Consider the following 20,269-nt stretch of genomic DNA (forward strand, 5'->3'; position numbering starts at 1 on the left):
ATCGGGTACTTCGGCGGGATGATCAGGCCGCGGCGGTTGATCAGGTCCGAGGTAAAGGCAATATCGGCCGCCGAGAAGCGGAACGAGGTGCCGATCAGCATGGCCATCTGTTCGTTGGTCAGGTGCTGCTTGGATTGCTGGAAGTCGTAGAGCAGGGCGTCGTTGAGGTCGATATAGCCCTTTTGCTGGAAGTAGCGGGTCAGCTTGCTCAGCACCAATTCATAAAAGGTGGTGGTGTTGTTGATGCCCTTCACCTCGGTCTGTACCAGCTTGTCGAGGTTGGTGATCGAGGTGTAGAGGTTGACCGGCGGGTTCAGCAACAGGACTTTCTTGAAGTTGAAGCTGCGACGGGTCTCGTCCAGTTTGGCCACGAACGCCGCGTCCAGGCCGCCGAGGCTGTAGCCGGTGAGGTAGAAGTCGGTCACCGGCAAGGAGGCGTTTTGCGCACGCACGGCTTGCATCACGCGGTACATGTCTTCGGCGTCTTCCTGGGTGATCCCCGGGGTGGCGAAGCGCGAGGCGGCGCTGATGAAGTCGAAGCTGGTCGGCGACGACAGCTGCACCACATGGTAGCCGGCTTGGTAATACAGTTTTTTCAGGTATTCGTTGATGCTGCTGTCAAACCGCGCACCCGTGCCGGCGATCAGGAAGATCAGCGGTGCGGCGCGGTCCTGCTTGGCGATGCGGTAGGTGAGCTTCTTTACCGGCCAGAAGTTGTCGGGCAGGCTGAATTCTCGCTCGGGACGCATTGTCAGGGTGTAGTCGGACTGGTTGATCTCGTCGTCGCTCGGCAGTTTTGGCCGAAGGTCGGGCGGGGTGGTGGCGATGGTCGCTTCAAACGGGTTGGTCAAAGGGTAGCCATAGCTGGCTTGGTCAATATCGACCGCCAGTGCTGACGCACTCAGAAAAAGGCTGCCCAAGAGGGCGGCACAGCGCAAGGAACGGAGCATGACTAAATCCCTAAGAGGAAACGTGCTTAATGAAGTTCGCAGGCTATGACCACCGCGTTGTCGCCGAAGTGCCATCACTCGGCACGAAATGTCGGTAAATAACGTCGGAATCGGGGTAATAGTTGCCAGACGATACACTTTGCCACGCGTTGATGGACACAAATTGTGTGTATGCGCCTTGCTAACGGCTGCCGGGGCATTAAGCTGAGCGCCGTTTTTGCCTATCGGAGTGCCCCCATGTCCCGTCGTTTGCCGCTGATCCTGCTGCTTATTGCCCTGCCGCTATGGCTGGCCGCCAGTTATGGCGCGCGCTACGGTTTTATGGAGGATGGCAGCTGGGTGGGGATCTGCGCCGACGAAGCCGGGCGCTGGGAGTGCCAGTTGCGTTCGAACCTGGGCTTGATGATCCACTTCAAGGTGCTGGGCTGGGTGGCGTTGGTGGCGTCGCTCGTCGCATTTTTTGTGCCGGGTCGCGTGGGCTGGTGGCTGGCGTTGCTGGGGATGGTGTTCGGATTGCCGGCGCTGGCGTTGTACAACACCACGTTTGCGGTGTTTGCGCTGGTGGTTGCGGGGTTGCGGTTGGTCAGGAAGCCTCGGGTTGCCTGATAGGGTCCCATCGCAGGCAAGCCAGCTCCCACGCTTGAGCACATTCCAAAAGATGTACTCGGTCAACTGTGGGAGCTGGCTTGTCGGGTCGCCGCATCGCTGCGATAGCGGTCTTAAGCCTTGCGTACCCGCAAGCAGCGCCACAATGCCCCTACCATCAACACGCTGACCAGTGCCCAGCCCCAAGCCTGCTGGTTCATCAGCCCCTCACGGTACAACTGCGGCGCAACGCCGGCGCCGATGATGAAGGCCAGCAAGGCGATCTCCCGGCGCGGACCAGTGACCGGACGCACCAGGTAAACCAACGCCGGCAACACCAGCGCCGCACTTGGGAAGCTGCGATAACGCGGGTCAAACACCAACGCCAGCATCATCACGGCCCCCGCAAAACCGGCAATCGCCACTAGCCAGCCCGCACGTTGCTCCAGCCAGTTGAACGCCCGTTCACGCCAACCGTCCCGGGCACTCAAGGCCAGGGCGGCGTGGGCCAGTACCAGCAGGTTCAGCAGCACCAGCAAGCCGGCCCACACCCATTCATCACCAAAGCGTGCAGTGACGCGGGTGAGTTCGGCCCACGTCCCGATGGAGCAGGCCGCCACCGCACCCAGCAGCGGCAGGGCAAGCGCGGCACGCGCGCTGCGCACGCGGCCACCCAGTGCCAATGTGCCCAGCAGGATCAGCCCGCCCACGCTCAGCCACAGCGGCCAGTACGGCACGTTGGTCACCGGCCCGGCGAGGATGCCCTTGTCCTGGCGGTCTGCATCGAACAGGCCCCAATAGCCACCCACGGCACCTTCACTGGCGCGTTTCCACGGCTGGTCAAACGCTTCGATCAGGTTGTAGTGCCAGCCATTGGCCTCGGCCATGGCTACAAAACCGCGCATGAATTTGGCCTCGTTGACCCGGCTCGGCACCGCGGTTTCACGCTGGCGGCCTTCGCTGGGCCAGCCGGTTTCGCCGATCAGCACATCCTTGGGCGCGAATTTGTTGCCAAAGGTCTGGCGCACATCGCCGACGTGCTTGAGCGCCTGGTCGATGCCGGACGGATCATCTTCCCAATAGGGCAACAGGTGAATGGTGAGGAAGTCCACTGCCGGGGCGATTTGCGGGTGTTGCAGCCAGAATTCCCACACATCGGCGTAGGTCACCGGCTGCTTGATCTGGCTTTTGACGGTGTGGATCAGCGTCACCAGCTGCTTGGCGGTGACTTCCTTGCGCAACAGCGCCTCGTTGCCAACGATCACCGCGGTGACGACATCAGGGTTGGCGTTGGCCGAGGCGATCAGTTCGTTGATTTCCTTTTCGGTCGCGATGGGATCACTGCTGACCCAGGCGCCCGCCATGACCTTCAAGCCATGCTTGCGCGCCATCTCTGGCAGGGCTTCCAGGCCGGTCATGGAGTAGGTGCGGATGCATTCAAAACGGGTGGCCAGCAAGGCGAGGTCCGCGTCCATGCGTTCGGGGCGCAGCTTGAACGGCTGGTCGAACGGTGATTGGTCCTTGTCGAACGGCGTATAGGACGCGCATTGCATCTTGTGGCTGGCGCTGGCCACATCCGGCAGCACCACGGGACGGCCGAGGCCATACCAGTAACCGACCAGGGCCAGCAGGCCGAGGATCAAGGCGAAGAAATAGGGTAGGGCAGGGAAGCGGGCAGTCGCAGGCATGGTCGGCTTATCTGGGAGAGCAAAGGCGCGCATCTTACCCGGATTTGGCCGGTCCCAGTGGGGCCGCATGATTTTGACATGCAAAGTTCGGGCGGAATTTTGACGTCATTTCCTACAAAGCCTCCTGCTGGCGTTGTGATGTCGTTTCTTGCTTGGGTAAGGTCGCTGACAGAGCAGGTTCCAAGTCCCGACGGGTTGATGATCGAGGTGTCAGCACTCCACTGACGCCGCAGCAGCCGGATCGATGCGCGTGATGGGAGCGCGGCGCACCACATAACAACAGGTTGACGTCGCTCGGCATCCGCCGGGCGCAGCACTTTCGGGGAAGTACGATGAAGATGCGACGACTCTTGGGCGCAGCTGCCACTCTGGTAGTTGCGATGAGCTCCACACTGGCCAGCGCCGACAGCAAAACCCTGAGCATCGGTTACGTGGACGGCTGGTCCGACAGCGTTGCCACCACCCACGTGGCGGCAGAGGTGATCAAGGCCAAGCTCGGTTATGACGTGAAACTGCAAGCGGTCGCCACCGGGATCATGTGGCAGGGTGTGGCTACCGGCAAACTCGACGCCATGCTCTCCGCCTGGCTGCCAGTGACCCACGGTGAGTACTGGGCCAAGAACAAGGACAAGGTGGTCGACTACGGCCCCAACTTCAAGGATGCAAAAATCGGCCTGATCGTGCCGGAGTATGTGAAAGCCAAGTCCATCGAAGACCTCAAGACCGACACCACCTTCAAGAACAAGATCGTCGGCATCGACGCCGGTTCAGGCGTGATGCTCAAAACCGACGAAGCCATCAAGCAGTACGGCCTCGATTACAAACTGCAAGCCAGCTCGGGCGCAGCGATGATCGCCGAACTGACCCGCGCCGAAGACAAGCAGGAATCCATTGCGGTCACTGGTTGGGTGCCACATTGGATGTTTGCCAAGTGGAAACTGCGTTTCCTGGAAGATCCAAAAGGCGTTTATGGCGCTGCCGAGACCGTCAACAGCATCGGCAGCAAGGGCCTGGAGGCGAAAGCGCCGGAAGTCGCGGCCTTCCTGAAGAAATTCCAGTGGGCCTCCAAGGATGAAATCGGCGAAGTCATGCTGGCAATCCAAGAGGGCGCCAAGCCCGATGCAGCAGCCAAGGATTGGGTAGCCAAGCACCCTGAGCGTGTTGCCGAGTGGACCGCTAAATAACCCTTCACCTGTAGCAACAAGTACACCGCCAACCTAATGTGGGAGCGGGCTTGCCCGCGATTGCAGTGTGTCAGCCGATCGATTCGGTACTGACACGCCGCCTTCGCAGGCAAGCCCGCTCCCACACTTATTTGACCCTTTGCAAATCCTCCAGCGTTCACGCAATCCCTCGCTACACTCGATCTAAGACTAAGGTCGTCTGGAACCTCTACGGCAGCCGCATACAGTGGATACGTTCCAAAATAATAAAAAAGCTGTGCTGCGAGGATAAAAACAATGAACGACAGCATTTACCTCTCGATTCAAAACAGCCCGCGTTTCAAGGAGCTGGTGAGAAAAAGGGAACGATTCGCCTGGATTCTCTCGGCGATCATGCTCGGGCTTTACTCCGCTTTCATCCTGTTGATCGCCTACGGGCCACAAGTGCTGGGGGCCAAGATCAGCCCCGGTTCCTCGATTACCTGGGGTATTCCCCTGGGCGTCGGGCTGATTGTGTCTGCCTTCGTCCTGACCGGCATCTACGTGCGCCGCGCCAATGGCGAATTCGACGACCTGAACAATGCGATTCTCAAGGAGGCTGCGCAATGATCGGGCGTCTACTGGCAGTATTCGTCGCTTCGCTGTTTGCTCCGGCCCTCTGGGCTGCGGACGCATTGACCGGTGAAGTGCACAAGCAACCCCTGAACGTGTCGGCCATCGTGATGTTTGTCGCGTTTGTCGGCGCCACCCTGTGCATCACCTACTGGGCGTCCAAGCGCAACAAATCGGCGGCCGACTACTATGCGGCCGGCGGCAAGATCACCGGTTTCCAGAATGGCCTGGCGATTGCCGGTGACTACATGTCGGCGGCGTCCTTCCTGGGGATTTCCGCGCTGGTGTTCACCTCCGGCTACGATGGCCTGATCTACTCGATCGGCTTCCTGGTGGGCTGGCCGATCATTCTGTTCCTGATCGCCGAGCGCCTGCGTAACCTGGGCAAGTACACCTTTGCCGACGTGGCGTCCTACCGCCTCGGGCAAACCCAGATCCGCAGCCTGTCGGCCTGTGGCTCGCTGGTGGTGGTGGCGTTCTACCTGATCGCGCAGATGGTGGGTGCGGGCAAGCTGATCCAACTGCTGTTCGGCCTGGACTACCACGTTGCGGTGATCCTGGTGGGCATCCTGATGTGCATGTACGTGCTGTTCGGCGGCATGCTGGCGACCACCTGGGTGCAGATCATCAAGGCAGTGCTGCTGCTGTCCGGTGCCTCGTTCATGGCGCTGATGGTGATGAAGCACGTCAACTTCGATTTCAACGTGCTGTTCTCCGAGGCGATCAAGGTTCACCCGAAAGGTGAAGCGATCATGAGTCCTGGCGGCTTGGTGAAAGACCCGATCTCGGCATTCTCCCTTGGCTTGGCACTGATGTTCGGTACCGCCGGCCTGCCGCACATACTGATGCGCTTCTTCACCGTAAGCGACGCCAAGGAAGCGCGTAAGAGCGTGCTGTACGCCACTGGTTTCATTGGCTACTTCTATATCCTGACCTTCATCATCGGCTTCGGCGCGATCCTGCTGGTCAGCACCAACCCGGCGTTCAAGGATGCAGCAGGCGCCTTGCTCGGTGGCAACAACATGGCGGCGGTGCACCTGGCCAACGCGGTGGGTGGCAGTATCTTCCTGGGCTTCATCTCGGCGGTGGCGTTCGCAACCATCCTCGCGGTGGTTGCCGGCCTGACCCTGGCCGGTGCGTCGGCGGTGTCCCATGACCTTTACGCCAGCGTGATCAAGAAAGGCAAGGCCAACGAGAAAGACGAGATTCGCGTGTCGAAGATCACCACCGTGGCCTTGGGTGTATTGGCGATCGGTCTGGGTATCCTGTTCGAAAGCCAGAACATCGCGTTCATGGTTGGCCTGGCGTTCTCCATTGCCGCCAGCTGTAACTTCCCGGTGTTGCTGCTTTCCATGTACTGGAAAAACCTCACCACCCGTGGCGCGATGATTGGCGGCTGGTTGGGCCTGGTCAGTGCCGTTGGCCTGATGATCCTCGGTCCGACCATCTGGGTCTCGATCCTGCACCATGAAAAAGCCATCTTCCCTTATGAGTACCCGGCGCTGTTCTCGATGGTCATTGCGTTCATCGGCATCTGGTTCTTCTCCATCACCGACAAGTCGGCGGCGGCAGAGAAGGAGCGTGCACTGTACTTCCCGCAGTTTGTGCGTTCGCAGACTGGCCTGGGGGCGAGTGGGGCGGTCAATCACTAAGGTTGTAGCTGGATAGGAAAATGCCCCGGTCGCAAGGCCGGGGCATTTTTTTGTCTGGGGTTATGGGGTGTCTGGGCTGTCGCCATCGCAGGCAAGCCAGCTCCCACATTTGACTGAGTACATCCCTTGGAATGCAGTCGAATGTGGGAGCTGGCTTGCCTGCGATGGCGATGGTGCCGGCGACACAAACAAAAACGGCCTCCACTAAGGGAGGCCGTTCTCGATCCAGCTAAGCAGGTGAATGCTTACTTGCGATCTTCCAGCTTGGTGATGTCACGCGACTCGTAGCCGGTGTACAGCTGGCGCGGGCGGCCAATCTTGTACGGGCTGGAGAGCATTTCTTTCCAGTGGGAGATCCAGCCTACGGTCCGCGCCAGGGCGAAGATCACGGTGAACATGCTGGTTGGAATGCCGATCGCCTTCAGGATGATCCCCGAGTAGAAGTCGACGTTCGGGTACAGCGAGCGTTCGATGAAGTACGGGTCGGTCAGGGCGATCTCTTCCAGGCGCATGGCCAGTTCGAGTTGCGGATCGTTGTTGATGCCCAGTTCCTTCAACACTTCGTCGCAGGTCTGCTTCATGACGGTGGCGCGTGGGTCGCGGTTCTTGTAGACCCGGTGACCGAAGCCCATCAACTTGAACGGATCGTTCTTGTCCTTGGCCTTGGCGATGAACTTGTCGATGTTCGAGACATCGCCGATTTCATCGAGCATGGTCAATACGGCTTCGTTCGCACCGCCGTGGGCAGGGCCCCACAGTGCGGCGATGCCGGCGGCGATACAGGCGAACGGGTTGGCACCCGAGGAGCCTGCCAGGCGCACGGTGGAGGTCGATGCGTTCTGCTCGTGGTCGGCGTGGAGGATGAAGATCCGGTCCATGGCCTTGGCGAGCGTCGGGCTGATCGGTTTGATCTCGCACGGGGTGTTGAACATCATGTGCAGGAAGTTTTCCGCGTACGTCAGGTCGTTGCGCGGGTACATCATGGGTTGACCCATGGAGTACTTGTAAACCATTGCGGCCAGGGTCGGCATCTTGGCAACCAGGCGGATCGCGGAAATTTCGCGATGCTGCGGGTTATTGATGTCGAGGGAGTCGTGATAGAAGGCCGACAGGGCGCCGACCACACCGCACATGACGGCCATTGGGTGGGCGTCGCGACGGAAGCCGTTGAAGAAGGTCTTCAACTGCTCGTGAACCATGGTGTGGTTCTTCACGGTGCTGACGAACTGGGCTTTCTGCTCGGCTGTTGGCAGTTCGCCATTTAGCAGCAGGTAGCAGGTTTCCAGGTAGTCCGATTTCTCGGCCAGTTGCTCGATCGGGTAGCCGCGATGCAGCAAAATGCCATTATCACCATCGATGTAGGTGATCTTCGACTCGCAAGAGGCGGTCGACATGAAGCCTGGGTCGAATGTAAAACGGCCCGTGGCCGTCAGGCCCCGTACGTCGATAACATCGGGACCAACGGTGCCGGTTAAAATGGGCAGCTCGACGGGGGCTGCGCCCTCGATGATCAACTGCGCTTTTTTGTCAGCCATGTGGCCTCCTATTTATGCTTCAAATCATCAGACAGACCCCCCACGCAGGGCCCGCACCACTATATTGATATAAATCCAGATGTCAATTTGCCTAAAGTCTTGCACCAGAAGGCTTTAACCGTACTTTTTCCTCGAAATTGCCTGCCATTTACGCCTTTTATACCGCCAGCGCAATCAGCTATTAGGGTGAGGCAGGCGCGTTGTCATTAGTAACCTAACTGTCTATACTCGGCCACCGACCGCCAAGGGCTTTTGGGCTTGCTTTCATTGGGGGTCGCACTCCCTGGGTGGTGCTACCTGACCAGTGCACTCCCCTACAACTTTGCCCTGATTGTTAGGGGCTCTTCAGTGTGAAAAAAAAGCCGTGAAGAATAGCCAACGACCTGTAAACCTAGACCTAAGGACCATCAAACTCCCCATCACCGGCGTTACGTCGTTCCTGCACCGTGTTTCCGGCATCATCCTGTTCCTGGGCTTGGGCATCATGCTTTACGCATTGAGCAAATCCCTGGGTTCCGAGGAAGGTTACGCCGAGGTGAAGGCATGCTTGACCAGCCCGCTGGCCAAGTTCGTAGCATGGGGCCTCCTGTCCGCTCTGCTGTATCACCTGGTAGCCGGTGTGCGCCACTTGATCATGGATGCGGGTATCGGTGAGACGCTGGAAGGCGGCCGCCTGGGCTCGAAAATCATCATCGCCATTTCCGTGGTGCTGATCGTTCTGGCAGGAGTTTGGATATGGTAACCAGCGTTACGAACCTTTCGCGTTCGGGCCTCTATGACTGGATGGCACAGCGTGTGTCTGCGGTCGTTCTCGCGGCTTATTTCATCTTCCTGATCGGATACCTCGTCGCAAATCCAGGCATCAGCTATGAGCAATGGCACGGCCTGTTTTCCCATAATGCGATGCGAATCTTCAGTCTGCTGGCCCTTGTAGCCCTGGGCGCTCACGCCTGGGTCGGCATGTGGACCATCGCGACCGACTACCTGACGCCAATGGCGCTGGGCAAGTCCGCGACCGCAGTACGTTTCCTCTTCCAGGCAGTCTGCGGCGTCGCGATGTTCGCTTACTTCGTCTGGGGTGTGCAGATTCTTTGGGGTATCTGATCCATGGCTAACATTCCAACTATTTCATTCGACGCCATCATTATTGGTGGTGGCGGTGCCGGCATGCGCGCTGCGCTGCAGCTGGCACAGGGCGGTCACAAGACAGCCGTGATCACCAAGGTGTTCCCGACCCGTTCCCACACCGTATCGGCCCAGGGTGGCATCACCTGCGCCATCGCCTCCGCCGATCCGAACGATGACTGGCGCTGGCACATGTACGATACCGTCAAGGGTTCCGACTATATCGGTGACCAGGACGCTATCGAATACATGTGTCAGGAAGGCCCGGCTGCGGTGTTCGAGCTGGACCACATGGGTCTGCCGTTCTCCCGTACCGAACAGGGTCGTATCTACCAGCGTCCATTCGGCGGCCAGTCGAAGGATTACGGTAAAGGCGGGCAGGCTGCCCGTACCTGCGCCGCTTCCGACCGTACCGGTCACGCGCTGCTGCACACCCTTTACCAGGGCAACCTGAAAGCCGGTACCACGTTCCTGAACGAGTACTACGCGGTTGATCTGGTGAAGAACTCGCAAGGCGAGTTCGTCGGCGTGATCGCGATCTGCATCGAAACCGGTGAAACCACCTACATCCGCGCCAAGGCTACCGTGCTGGCGACTGGCGGTGCAGGCCGTATCTACGCTTCGACCACCAATGCCCTGATCAACACCGGCGACGGCGTTGGCATGGCACTGCGTGCCGGCGTGCCGGTGCAAGACATCGAAATGTGGCAGTTCCACCCGACCGGCATCGCCGGCGCTGGTGTACTGGTTACCGAAGGTTGCCGTGGTGAAGGTGGATACCTGATCAACAAGCACGGCGAGCGTTTCATGGAGCGTTATGCTCCGAACGCGAAAGACCTTGCTGGTCGTGACGTTGTGGCCCGTTCGATGGTTAAAGAGATCATCGCCGGCAACGGCTGTGGCCCGAATGGCGACCACGTACTGCTGAAGCTCGATCACCTGGGCGAAGAAGTCCTGCATAGCCGCCTGCCAGGTATCTGCGAGCTGTCCAAGACCTTTGCTCACGTTGACCCGGTGGTTGCTCCGGTTCCGGTTGTTCCGACTTGCCACTACATGATGGGCGGCGTGCCGACCAACATTCATGGCCAGGCGATCACCCAGAACGCCGAAGGCGAAGACGAGATCATCCACGGCCTGTTCGCGGTAGGCGAAGTGGCTTGCGTATCGGTTCACGGTGCCAACCGTCTGGGCGGCAACTCGCTGCTCGACCTGGTGGTATTCGGCCGTGCTGCCGGCCTGCACCTGGAAAAAGCGCTGACCGACGGCATCGAATACGATGACGCCACCGACGCCAACATCGAAGCTGCCCTGGCGCGTCTGAACGCTCTGAACGAGCGTACTGATGGCGAAGACGTAGCAACCCTGCGTCGCGAGCTGCAAAGCTGCATGCAGAACTACTTCGGTGTGTTCCGTACCGGCGAGTACATGCAGAAGGGCATCGCCCAGTTGGCCGACCTGCGCAAGCGCATCGCCAACGTCAAGATCAACGATAAGAGCCAGGCGTTCAACACCGCTCGTATCGAAGCCCTTGAGCTGCAAAACCTGCTGGAAGTGGCCGAAGCGACCGCAATCGCTGCCGAGGTTCGTAAAGAATCCCGTGGTGCCCACGCCCGTGAAGACTTTGAAGATCGCGACGACGAAAACTGGTTGTGCCACACCCTGTACTTCCCGGGTGACAAGCGCGTAACCAAGCGTGCCGTGAACTTCTCGCCGAAGACGGTTCCGACGTTTGAACCGAAGATTCGGACTTACTAAGGGTGGCTGCCATGTTGAAAGTCAGTGTTTATCGCTACAACCCTGATCAGGACGCTGCGCCGTTCATGCAGGAATTCCAGGTCGATACCGGTGGTAAAGACCTGATGGTGCTGGATGTGTTGGCACTGATCAAAGAGCAGGACGAAGGTTTCTCTTATCGTCGCTCTTGCCGTGAAGGTGTGTGCGGTTCCGACGGCATGAACATCAACGGCAAAAACGGCCTGGCGTGCATCACGCCGCTGTCCGCCGTGGTTAAAGGTAACAAGCTGATCGTTCGTCCGCTGCCAGGTTTGCCGGTTATCCGTGACTTGGTTGTCGATATGAGCATCTTCTACAAGCAATACGAGAAAGTTAAGCCGTTCCTGCAAAACGACACGCCGGCTCCGGCCATCGAACGTCTGCAGTCCCCGGAAGAGCGTGAGAAACTTGACGGTCTGTACGAGTGCATCCTGTGCGCTTGCTGCTCGACTTCTTGCCCATCCTTCTGGTGGAACCCGGATAAATTCCTGGGTCCAGCTGCCCTGCTGCAAGCGTACCGCTTCCTGGCAGACAGCCGTGACACCAAGACCTCCGAGCGTCTGGCTTCACTGGATGACCCGTTCAGCGTATTCCGCTGCCGCGGGATCATGAACTGCGTCAACGTATGTCCCAAAGGCCTGAACCCGACTAAGGCCATTGGTCACATCCGTAATATGCTGCTGCAAAGCGGCGTGTAACTGACGTTGTAGCAAAGCAGGACCGTTGTGCCCGTAAATGCTGCGGCGCAGGCTTCAACCGGCGCCGTAGTTTTAACTTGAGCAGCGACTTACAAAGCCGCAGCTCTTATTTTGAAGAAATGAGACAAGCAGGGGCATTCGGGTTGGTACCCGAACTATCAGCGTGATCCTAAGTGGCTTGTTTTGGTCGCTGCACTTGGCCTTTTGCAAGCAAACTCGGTGTTTTCGCCGGTGGTGTCCCCAAATCGAGGGTGACCAAGCATGCAAGAAAGCGTGATGCAGCGCATGTGGAACAGCGGCTATCTTTCAGGTGGTAACGCTGCCTATGTGGAAGAGCTTTATGAGCTCTACCTGCACGACCCTAACGCTGTGCCAGAAGAATGGCGCACCAAATTTCAGACGTTGTCTTCAGACGGCAACGCTGCCACCGATGTATCGCATGCAACAATTCGCGATCAATTTGTGCTGCTGGCAAAGAACCAGCGCCGCGCCCAACCGGTTTCCGCCGGCAGCGTGAGCAGTGAGCATGAGAAGAAGCAAGTTGAAGTACTGCGACTGATCCAGGCTTACCGGATGCGTGGCCACCAGGCGGCCCAGCTTGACCCGCTGGGGCTCTGGCAGCGTCCTGCACCTGCTGACCTGTCGATCAATCATTACGGCTTGACCAATGCCGATCTTGATACGACCTTCCGTGCCGGAGACCTGTTCATCGGCAAAGAGGAAGCGAGCCTACGCGAAATTCACGAAGCGTTGCAGCAGACATATTGCCGCACCATTGGCGCTGAGTTCACGCACATCACCGATTCCGAGCAACGCCACTGGTTCCAGCATCGTCTGGAAGGCGTGCGTGGTCGTCCGGTATTGTCCGCTGACGTACGTAGCCACCTGCTTGAGCGCGTGACCGCTGCCGAAGGCCTGGAAAAATACCTGGGCACCAAATACCCAGGTACCAAGCGTTTTGGTCTGGAAGGCGGCGAAAGCCTGATCCCGATGCTCGACGAGCTGATCCAGCGTTCCGGTTCCTACGGCACCAAGGAAATCGTGATCGGCATGGCTCACCGTGGTCGTCTGAACGTGTTGGTCAACACCTTCGGCAAGAACCCGCGTGAACTGTTCGACGAGTTCGAAGGCAAGAAGAAGGTCGAGCTGGGTTCCGGTGACGTTAAATACCACCAGGGCTTCTCGTCCAACGTGATGACCACCGGCGGTGAAGTTCACCTGGCCATGGCCTTCAACCCATCCCACCTGGAAATCGTTTCTCCAGTGGTCGAGGGTTCGGTCCGTGCGCGCCAGGATCGTCGCAACGACGCGACCGGTGAAAAAGTCCTGCCGATTTCCATCCACGGTGACGCGGCATTCGCCGGTCAAGGCGTGGTCCTGGAAACGTTCCAGATGTCGCAGACTCGCGGCTTCAAGACCGGCGGCACGGTTCACATCGTCATCAACAACCAAGTCGGCTTCACCATCAGCAACCCGCTGGACGCACGCTCTACCGAGTACGCCACCGACGTTGCCAAGATGATCCAGGCACCGATCCTCCATGTGAATGGCGATGATCCGGAAGCCGTGCTGTTCGTGACCCAACTGGCTGTCGACTACCGCATGCAGTTCAAGCGTGACGTGGTGATCGACCTGGTTTGCTACCGCCGTCGCGGTCACAACGAAGCCGACGAACCAAGCGGCACCCAGCCGTTGATGTACCAGCAGATCACCAAGCAGCGCACCACCCGTGAGCTGTACGCCGAAAGCCTGACGAAGGCCGGTGTGGTTGACGATGCACGTGTTCAGGCGAAGATCGATGAATACCGCAACGCGCTGGACAACGGTCTGCACGTAGTGAAAAGCCTGGTCAAAGAGCCGAACAAAGAGCTGTTCGTCGACTGGCGTCCATACCTGGGTCACACCTGGACCGCGCGTCACGACACCTCGTTCGATCTGAAAACCCTGCAGGAACTGTCTGCCAAGCTGCTGGAAATTCCGGAAGGCTTCGTCGTACAGCGCCAGGTTGCGAAGATCTACGAAGACCGTCAGAAGATGCAAGCCGGCGGCCTGCCGATCAACTGGGGTTATGCCGAAACCATGGCATACGCGACCCTGGCGTTCGAAGGTCACCCGATCCGCATGACCGGCCAGGACATCGGCCGTGGTACGTTCTCGCACCGTCACGCGGTATTGCACAACCAGAAAGACGCGGGCACCTATGTGCCGCTCAAGCACCTGTACGAAGGCCAGCCACGTTTCGACCTGTACGACTCGTTCCTGTCCGAAGAAGCCGTGCTGGCGTTCGAATATGGCTACTCCACCACCACGCCTAACGCGCTGGTGATCTGGGAAGCCCAGTTCGGCGACTTCGCCAACGGTGCCCAGGTGGTTATCGACCAGTTCATCACCAGCGGCGAGCACAAGTGGGGCCGCCTGTGCGGTCTGACCATGCTGCTGCCACACGGTTATGAAGGTCAGGGGCCGGAGCACTCCTCGGCCCGTCTGGAGCGTTACCTGCAGTTGTGCGCCGAGCACAACATCCAGGTGTGCGTGCCGACTACGCCGGCCCAGATCTACCACTTGCTGCGTCGCCAGGTGATCCGCCCGCTGCGCAAGCCGCTGGTAGTGCTGACTCCGAAATCGCTGTTGCGTCACAAATTGGCCATCTCGACCCTGGAAGATCTGGCCGAAGGCTCGTTCCAGACCGTGATTCCAGAAATCGATGCATTGGACGCGGCCAAGGTGACTCGCTTGGTCCTGTGCAGCGGCAAGGTCTACTACGACCTGCTGGAAAAACGTCGTGCCGAAGGCCGCGAAGACATCGCCATCGTGCGTATCGAGCAGCTTTACCCGTTCCCGGAAGACGACCTGATGGAGGCCATCGCGCCTTACACCAACCTCACCAATGTGGTGTGGTGCCAGGAAGAACCGATGAACCAGGGCGCGTGGTACAGCAGCCAGCATCACCTGCGTCGTAGCATCGGCAACCATAACAAGGCCCTGGGCCTTGAATACGCCGGTCGTGATGCTTCTGCTGCACCTGCGTGTGGTTATGCGTCGATGCACGCCGAGCAGCAGGAAAAACTGCTGCAAGATGCTTTCACTGTTTAACGCCTTCGCGCTGACTGAAACCGAATTTTAAGGACACACAGATAATGGCTATCGAAATCAAAGCCCCGTCATTCCCGGAATCGGTTGCCGATGGCACCGTTGCCACCTGGCACAAGAAACCAGGCGACGCTGTAAAGCGTGACGACCTGATCGTCGACATCGAGACCGACAAAGTTGTTCTGGAAGTGTTGGCCGAGGCTGACGGCGTGCTGGGCGCAATCGTGGCTGAAGAGGGCGCTACCGTCCTGTCGAACCAGGTTCTGGGCTCGATTGAAGAGGGCAGCGCTGCTGCCGCTGCTCCTACCGCCGCTGCACCAGTTGCTTCGGCACCTGCTGCCGCCCCGGCTGCTGGCGCTGAAGACCCGATCGCTGCTCCAGCTGCGCGCCAACTGGCTGAAGAAAACGGCATCAACCTGGCTTCCATCAAAGGCACCGGCAAAGACGGCCGTGTGACCAAGGAAGACGTGGTTGCTGCTGTTGAAGCCAAGAAAAACGCTCCAGCTGCCGCGCCTGCCAAGGCTGCTGCCCCGGCTGCCGCTGCCCCTGTGTTCGCTGCCGGCGACCGCACCGAGAAGCGCGTACCGATGACCCGTGTACGTGCCACCGTGGCCAAGCGCCTGGTTGAAGCCCAGTCGAACATGGCGATGCTGACCACTTTCAACGAAGTCGACATGACCGAAGTCATGGCCCTGCGTTCTAAGTACAAGGATCTGTTCGAGAAGTCCCACAACGGCGTGCGCCTGGGCTTCATGTCGTTCTTCGTGAAAGCGGCCACCGAAGCGCTGAAACGCTTCCCGGCTGTCAACGCTTCCATCGACGGCAACGACATCGTTTACCATGGCTACGCAGACGTCGGCGTAGCGGTGTCCAGCGACCGTGGCCTGGTGGTGCCGGTCCTGCGTAACGCCGAACTGATGAGCCTGGCTGAAATCGAAGGCGGCATCGCCACCTTCGGCAAGAAAGCCCGTGACGGCAAGCTGACCATCGACGAGATGACCGGCGGTACGTTCACCATCACCAACGGTGGTACCTTCGGTTCGATGATGTCGACCCCGATCGTCAACCCGCCACAAGCTGCGATCCTGGGCATGCACAACATCATCCAGCGTCCGATGGCCATCAACGGCCAAGTCGTGATCCGCCCGATGATGTACCTGGCACTGTCTTACGATCACCGCCTGATCGATGGTAAAGAAGCCGTGACTTTCCTGGTGACCATCAAGAACCTGCTGGAAGACCCGGCTCGTCTGCTGCTGGATATCTGATATAAGCAGCGTCAAGTTGCGAGCTGCAAGCTGCAGGAAAAAGCAGCTTGGCTTGCAGCTTGACGCTTAAAGCTTGTCGCTAAATAGAGGATCTATTTTCATGTCGCAGAAATTTGACGTTGTAGTGATTGGTGCAGGTCCTGGCGGCTATGTTGCCGCCATCAAGGCCGCACAACTGGGCCTCTCGACTGCTTGCATCGAAAAATACACCGACAAGGAAGGCAAACTGGCACTGGGCGGTACTTGCCTGAACGTCGGTTGCATTCCTTCCAAGGCGCTGCTGGACAGCTCCTGGAAATTCCACGAAGCCCAAGACGGCTTCGCGATCCACGGCATCAACCATGCTGGCGTGACCATGGACGTGCCAGCAATGGTCGGCCGTAAAGCCAGCATCGTTAAAGGCCTGACTTCCGGCGTTGCGACCTTGTTCAAGGCCAACGGCGTCACTTCCCTGCAAGGCCACGGCAAGCTGCTGGCCGGCAAGAAAGTTGAAATCACCAAGCCAGACGGTTCGACCGAAATCATCGAAGCCGAGAACGTGATCCTGGCTCCAGGTTCGCGTCCAATCGACATTCCACCGGCTCCAGTCGACAACAACGTGATCGTTGATTCGACCGGCGCCCTGGAATTCCAGGCTGTTCCCAAGCGTCTGGGCGTGATCGGCGCTGGCGTGATCGGCCTGGAACTGGGTTCGGTATGGTCCCGCCTGGGTGCCGAAGTGACTGTGCTGGAAGCCCTGGACACGTTCCTGATGGCTGCCGACACCGCCGTTTCCAAAGAAGCACTGAAAACCCTGACCAAACAAGGTCTGGACATCAAGCTGGGCGCTCGCGTGACCGGTTCGAAAGTCAACGGTGAAGAAGTTGTCGTCAACTACACCGACAAGGATGGCGAAAAAACCATCACTTTCGACAAGCTGATCGTAGCCGTGGGTCGCCGTCCAGTGACCACCGACCTGCTGGCAGCCGACAGCGGCGTGACCCTCGACGAGCGCGGTTACGTGCACGTTGACGATCACTGCGCAACCTCCGTGCCTGGCGTGTACGCCATCGGTGACGTGGTTCGCGGCATGATGCTGGCGCACAAGGCTTCCGAAGAAGGCATCATGGTTGTCGAGCGCATCAAGGGCCACAAGACCCAGATGAACTACGACCTGATCCCTTCGGTTATCTACACCCACCCGGAAATTGCATGGGTCGGCAAGAACGAACAGCAGTTGAAAGCTGAAGGCGTTGAAGTTAACGTCGGCACCTTCCCGTTTGCCGCTTCTGGCCGTGCCATGGCAGCGAACGACACCGGTGGTTTTGTCAAAGTCATCGCTGATGCCAAGACTGACCGCGTATTGGGCGTCCACGTGATTGGCCCGAGCGCTGCAGAACTGGTTCAGCAGGGCGCGATCGGTATGGAGTTCGGCACCAGTGCCGAGGACCTGGGCATGATGGTCTTCTCCCATCCGACCCTGTCCGAAGCATTGCACGAAGCAGCGTTGGCAGTGAATGGCGGCGCCATCCACATCGCCAACCGCAAGAAGCGCTAAGCGAGATAATAAGAAACCACGGCGGAGTTGCCCGTCGTGAGCCTTGTGCGCAAGACTCACCGCGGAATATCCGCTGGACGCAGCCTTGCGCAGCTTTACGGGCCTTGAGCCCCGCAAGTTGCGCAAGCAGCAGTCACAGGTGGCGCGGCACTCATAATGAGCGCAGCGCCGAATGCGCAGTACCTAACGAAGACGGTAAAAAGCATGAATCTTCACGAGTATCAGGGTAAGCAGCTGTTCGCTGAATACGGCCTGCCAGTATCCAAGGGCTACGCAGTAGACACCCCGGAAGCAGCAGCAGAAGCTTGCGACAAAATCGGTGGTACCGAGTGGGTTGTCAAAGCCCAGGTCCACGCTGGTGGTCGCGGTAAAGCGGGCGGCGTTAAGCTGGTTCGCAGCAAAGAAGACGCCAAGGCCTTCGCACAGCAGTGGCTGGGCAAGCGTCTGGTGACTTACCAGACTGATGCCAATGGCCAGCCAGTCACCAAGATCCTGGTTGAATCGTGCACTGATATCGCTAAAGAGCTGTACCTGGGCGCTGTCGTTGACCGTTCGAGCCGTCGCATCGTGTTCATGGCTTCCACCGAAGGTGGCGTGGACATCGAGAAGATCGCTCACGAAACCCCAGAAAAAATTCTGAAAGCCACTATCGATCCACTGGTTGGCGCTCAGCCATTCCAGGGTCGCGAGCTGGCTTTCCAGCTGGGCCTGGAAGGCAAGCAAGTTGCCCAGTTCGCCAAGATCTTCGTGGGTCTGGCCAAACTGTTCCAGGATCACGATCTGGCCCTGCTGGAAGTGAACCCGCTGGTGATCAAGGCCGACGGCGATCTGCATTGCCTCGATGCCAAGATCAACATCGACGCCAACGCCATGTACCGTCAGCCTAAGCTGAAGACTTTCCACGATCCGTCGCAAGACGATCCGCGCGAAGCGCACGCTGCCAAGTTCGAACTGAACTACGTAGCCCTGGAAGGTAACATCGGTTGCATGGTCAACGGTGCTGGCCTGGCCATGGGTACCATGGACATCGTCAACCTGCATGGCGGCAAACCAGCCAACTTCCTCGACGTGGGCGGTGGTGCTACCAAAGAACGCGTAACCGAAGCTTTCAAGATCATCCTGTCCGACTCCAACGTCGCTGCAGTACTGGTCAACATCTTCGGCGGCATTGTTCGTTGCGACATGATTGCCGAAGGCATCATCGGTGCAGTGAAAGAAGTCGGCGTTAAAATCCCGGTTGTTGTTCGCCTTGAAGGCAACAACGCTGAACTGGGCGCTAAAGTACTGGCAGAAAGCGGTTTGAACATCATCGCGGCTACCAGCCTGACCGACGCTGCTCAACAAGTTGTCAAAGCTGCGGAGGGCAAATAATGAGCGTCCTGATCAATAAAGACACCAAAGTTATCTGCCAGGGTATTACCGGTTCCCAAGGTAGTTTCCACACCCAGCAAGCCATCGAATACGGCACCAAGATGGTTGGTGGTGTAACTCCTGGTAAAGGCGGCACCGAACACCTGGGCCTGCCAGTGTTCAACACCGTGAAAGATGCTGTAGCTGCCACTGGCGCCACTGCCAGCGTGATCTACGTTCCAGCTCCTTTCTGCAAGGACTCGATCCTGGAAGCAGCATTCGGCGGCATCAAGCTGATCGTGTGCATCACCGAAGGCATTCCTACCCTGGACATGCTGGACGCTAAAGTTAAGTGCGACGAGCTGGGTGTTACCCTGATCGGCCCTAACTGCCCAGGCGTGATCACTCCGGGCGAATGCAAGATCGGCATCATGCCAGGTCACATTCACTTGCCAGGTAAAGTCGGTATCGTTTCCCGTTCCGGCACCCTGACCTACGAAGCGGTCAAGCAGACCACTGACGCCGGTTTCGGTCAGTCGACTTGCGTCGGCATCGGCGGTGACCCGATCCCAGGCTCGAACTTCATCGACATCCTGAAACTGTTCCAGGAAGACCCGAAGACCGAAGCGATCGTGATGATCGGTGAGATCGGCGGTTCGGCTGAAGAAGAAGCGGCTGCCTACATCAAGGCACACGTGACCAAGCCGGTTGTTTCCTACATCGCTGGTGTGACTGCCCCTGCTGGCAAGCGCATGGGCCATGCTGGCGCAATCATCTCTGGCGGCAAAGGCACTGCAGACGAGAAATTCGCTGCGCTGCAAGACGCAGGCGTTAAAACCGTGCGTTCGCTGGCAGACATCGGCAAGGCCCTGGCCGAGCTGACCGGTTGGGCTGTCAAGTAAGCCTCGCGCTTAACTGACGCTTCACCAACACAAAGGCCACCTTCGGGTGGCCTTTGTGCATTCTGGATCTGGTGAAGATCAAAAATGTGGGAGCGGGCTTGCTCGCGAATGCGGAGTGTCAGATTCAGATAAGTTGACTGATACACCGCATTCGCGAGCAAGCCCGCTCCCACATTGGATTGGTCTGCCAGGTTAAGTATGAAAACGCGACATTTGGATGTCGCTTATCGGACAGTACGCCCCGCAACAGTGCGCTTGTCAGCCAAATTCTGTACCCTAGCCGCCTCTTTATGCGTGTGCCTCCCAAAAGGAAGCCCCGCGCTAGACCGGTCGACCCCCAT

General features: G+C 58.6%; 16 protein-coding genes. 13 read left to right on the forward strand and 3 right to left on the reverse strand.

The annotated features are described in order from the left end of the window. The coding region (locus LIY36_RS08785; RefSeq protein WP_226455445.1) for a serine/threonine protein kinase at nt 1–950 on the reverse strand (950 nt) is incomplete at its 3' end. 237 nt (nt 951–1,187) lie between these two features. Between LIY36_RS08785 and LIY36_RS08790 the strand changes: the two genes are divergently transcribed. Then, nucleotides 1,188–1,556: a hypothetical protein gene (locus LIY36_RS08790; RefSeq protein WP_192298816.1), complete on the forward strand. Its 369-nt coding sequence runs from the start codon at nt 1,188–1,190 to the stop codon at nt 1,554–1,556. A gap of 113 nt (nt 1,557–1,669) precedes the next feature. On the opposite strand, the gene LIY36_RS08795 is transcribed toward LIY36_RS08790, so the two are convergent. Continuing rightward, nucleotides 1,670–3,223 (reverse strand): glycoside hydrolase family 17 protein, encoded by a 1,554-nt coding sequence (locus LIY36_RS08795; RefSeq protein WP_226455446.1) that lies wholly within the window; start codon nt 3,221–3,223, stop codon nt 1,670–1,672. A 332-nt stretch (nt 3,224–3,555) separates the two neighbouring features. Here LIY36_RS08795 and LIY36_RS08800 point away from each other — a divergent pair, with 332 nt between their 5' ends. The 3 genes from LIY36_RS08800 (at nt 3,556) to LIY36_RS08810 (ending at nt 6,650) form a co-directional block, all read left to right on the forward strand. After that, nucleotides 3,556–4,407 (forward strand): glycine betaine ABC transporter substrate-binding protein, encoded by an 852-nt coding sequence (locus LIY36_RS08800; RefSeq protein ID WP_192298818.1) that lies wholly within the window; start codon nt 3,556–3,558, stop codon nt 4,405–4,407. 276 nt (nt 4,408–4,683) lie between these two features. Continuing rightward, nucleotides 4,684–4,995 carry a DUF485 domain-containing protein gene (locus LIY36_RS08805; protein ID WP_192298819.1) on the forward strand — a complete coding sequence of 104 codons (312 nt, stop codon included), beginning with the start codon at nt 4,684–4,686 and terminating at the stop codon, nt 4,993–4,995. Further along, nucleotides 4,992–6,650, forward strand: a complete 1,659-nt coding sequence (locus LIY36_RS08810) for a cation acetate symporter (RefSeq protein ID WP_192298820.1) — start codon at nt 4,992–4,994, stop codon at nt 6,648–6,650. The genes LIY36_RS08805 and LIY36_RS08810 overlap by 4 nt, the downstream gene beginning before the upstream one ends. A gap of 245 nt (nt 6,651–6,895) precedes the next feature. Here LIY36_RS08810 and gltA read toward each other — a convergent pair whose 3' ends face one another. Continuing rightward, nucleotides 6,896–8,185: a citrate synthase gene (gene gltA, locus LIY36_RS08815; protein WP_226455447.1), complete on the reverse strand. Its 1,290-nt coding sequence runs from the start codon at nt 8,183–8,185 to the stop codon at nt 6,896–6,898. 331 nt (nt 8,186–8,516) lie between these two features. Here gltA and sdhC point away from each other — a divergent pair, with 331 nt between their 5' ends. The 9 genes from sdhC to sucD all read left to right on the forward strand — a co-directional run bounded on the left by sdhC (nt 8,517) and on the right by sucD (nt 19,928). Further along, entirely contained in the window at nt 8,517–8,927 is a 411-nt protein-coding gene (sdhC, locus tag LIY36_RS08820) for a succinate dehydrogenase, cytochrome b556 subunit (RefSeq protein ID WP_177429371.1), read from the forward strand. After that, complete coding sequence (gene sdhD / locus LIY36_RS08825; RefSeq protein ID WP_016974690.1) at nt 8,921–9,289, forward strand: succinate dehydrogenase, hydrophobic membrane anchor protein; 369 nt, start codon at nt 8,921–8,923, stop codon at nt 9,287–9,289. The genes sdhC and sdhD overlap by 7 nt, the downstream gene beginning before the upstream one ends. A gap of 3 nt (nt 9,290–9,292) precedes the next feature. Further along, nucleotides 9,293–11,065, forward strand: coding sequence for a succinate dehydrogenase flavoprotein subunit (gene sdhA, locus LIY36_RS08830; protein ID WP_192298822.1), 1,773 nt, complete (start codon nt 9,293–9,295; stop codon nt 11,063–11,065). Nucleotides 11,066–11,076: 11 nt separating this feature from the next. Beyond that, on the forward strand, nt 11,077–11,781 hold the full coding sequence (locus LIY36_RS08835; protein WP_003172807.1) for a succinate dehydrogenase iron-sulfur subunit: 705 nt from the start codon (nt 11,077–11,079) through the stop codon (nt 11,779–11,781). 261 nt (nt 11,782–12,042) lie between these two features. Further along, the gene (locus LIY36_RS08840) at nt 12,043–14,874 is read left to right on the forward strand and encodes a 2-oxoglutarate dehydrogenase E1 component (RefSeq protein WP_226455448.1); all 2,832 of its coding nucleotides are present in this window, start codon (nt 12,043–12,045) and stop codon (nt 14,872–14,874) included. Nucleotides 14,875–14,918: 44 nt separating this feature from the next. After that, entirely contained in the window at nt 14,919–16,139 is a 1,221-nt protein-coding gene (gene odhB / locus LIY36_RS08845) for a 2-oxoglutarate dehydrogenase complex dihydrolipoyllysine-residue succinyltransferase (protein ID WP_226455449.1), read from the forward strand. A gap of 100 nt (nt 16,140–16,239) precedes the next feature. Next, nucleotides 16,240–17,676 carry a dihydrolipoyl dehydrogenase gene (gene lpdA, locus LIY36_RS08850; RefSeq protein WP_226455450.1) on the forward strand — a complete coding sequence of 479 codons (1,437 nt, stop codon included), beginning with the start codon at nt 16,240–16,242 and terminating at the stop codon, nt 17,674–17,676. Nucleotides 17,677–17,880: 204 nt separating this feature from the next. Further along, nucleotides 17,881–19,047 (forward strand): ADP-forming succinate--CoA ligase subunit beta, encoded by a 1,167-nt coding sequence (gene sucC / locus LIY36_RS08855; RefSeq protein WP_003233235.1) that lies wholly within the window; start codon nt 17,881–17,883, stop codon nt 19,045–19,047. After that, nucleotides 19,047–19,928: a succinate--CoA ligase subunit alpha gene (gene sucD / locus LIY36_RS08860; RefSeq protein ID WP_071496227.1), complete on the forward strand. Its 882-nt coding sequence runs from the start codon at nt 19,047–19,049 to the stop codon at nt 19,926–19,928. The genes sucC and sucD overlap by 1 nt, the downstream gene beginning before the upstream one ends. Nucleotides 19,929–20,269: the final 341 nt, after the last annotated feature.

Origin of the sequence: Pseudomonas sp. AF03-9, from assembly GCF_020515815.1 — a bacterium.
GTDB lineage: Bacteria > Pseudomonadota > Gammaproteobacteria > Pseudomonadales > Pseudomonadaceae > Aquipseudomonas.

Coding starts and splice junctions, on each gene's coding strand:
- LIY36_RS08840 (WP_226455448.1), top strand. CDS start 12,043: ATGCAAGAAAGCGTGATGCAGCGCATGTGGAACAGCGGCTATCTTTCA.
- LIY36_RS08810 (WP_192298820.1), top strand. CDS start 4,992: ATGATCGGGCGTCTACTGGCAGTATTCGTCGCTTCGCTGTTTGCTCCG.
- LIY36_RS08835 (WP_003172807.1), top strand. CDS start 11,077: ATGTTGAAAGTCAGTGTTTATCGCTACAACCCTGATCAGGACGCTGCG.
- sucC (WP_003233235.1), top strand. CDS start 17,881: ATGAATCTTCACGAGTATCAGGGTAAGCAGCTGTTCGCTGAATACGGC.
- gltA (WP_226455447.1), bottom strand. CDS start 8,185: ATGGCTGACAAAAAAGCGCAGTTGATCATCGAGGGCGCAGCCCCCGTC.
- LIY36_RS08790 (WP_192298816.1), top strand. CDS start 1,188: ATGTCCCGTCGTTTGCCGCTGATCCTGCTGCTTATTGCCCTGCCGCTA.
- lpdA (WP_226455450.1), top strand. CDS start 16,240: ATGTCGCAGAAATTTGACGTTGTAGTGATTGGTGCAGGTCCTGGCGGC.
- LIY36_RS08800 (WP_192298818.1), top strand. CDS start 3,556: ATGAAGATGCGACGACTCTTGGGCGCAGCTGCCACTCTGGTAGTTGCG.
- LIY36_RS08795 (WP_226455446.1), bottom strand. CDS start 3,223: ATGCCTGCGACTGCCCGCTTCCCTGCCCTACCCTATTTCTTCGCCTTG.
- LIY36_RS08805 (WP_192298819.1), top strand. CDS start 4,684: ATGAACGACAGCATTTACCTCTCGATTCAAAACAGCCCGCGTTTCAAG.
- odhB (WP_226455449.1), top strand. CDS start 14,919: ATGGCTATCGAAATCAAAGCCCCGTCATTCCCGGAATCGGTTGCCGAT.
- sdhD (WP_016974690.1), top strand. CDS start 8,921: ATGGTAACCAGCGTTACGAACCTTTCGCGTTCGGGCCTCTATGACTGG.
- sucD (WP_071496227.1), top strand. CDS start 19,047: ATGAGCGTCCTGATCAATAAAGACACCAAAGTTATCTGCCAGGGTATT.
- sdhA (WP_192298822.1), top strand. CDS start 9,293: ATGGCTAACATTCCAACTATTTCATTCGACGCCATCATTATTGGTGGT.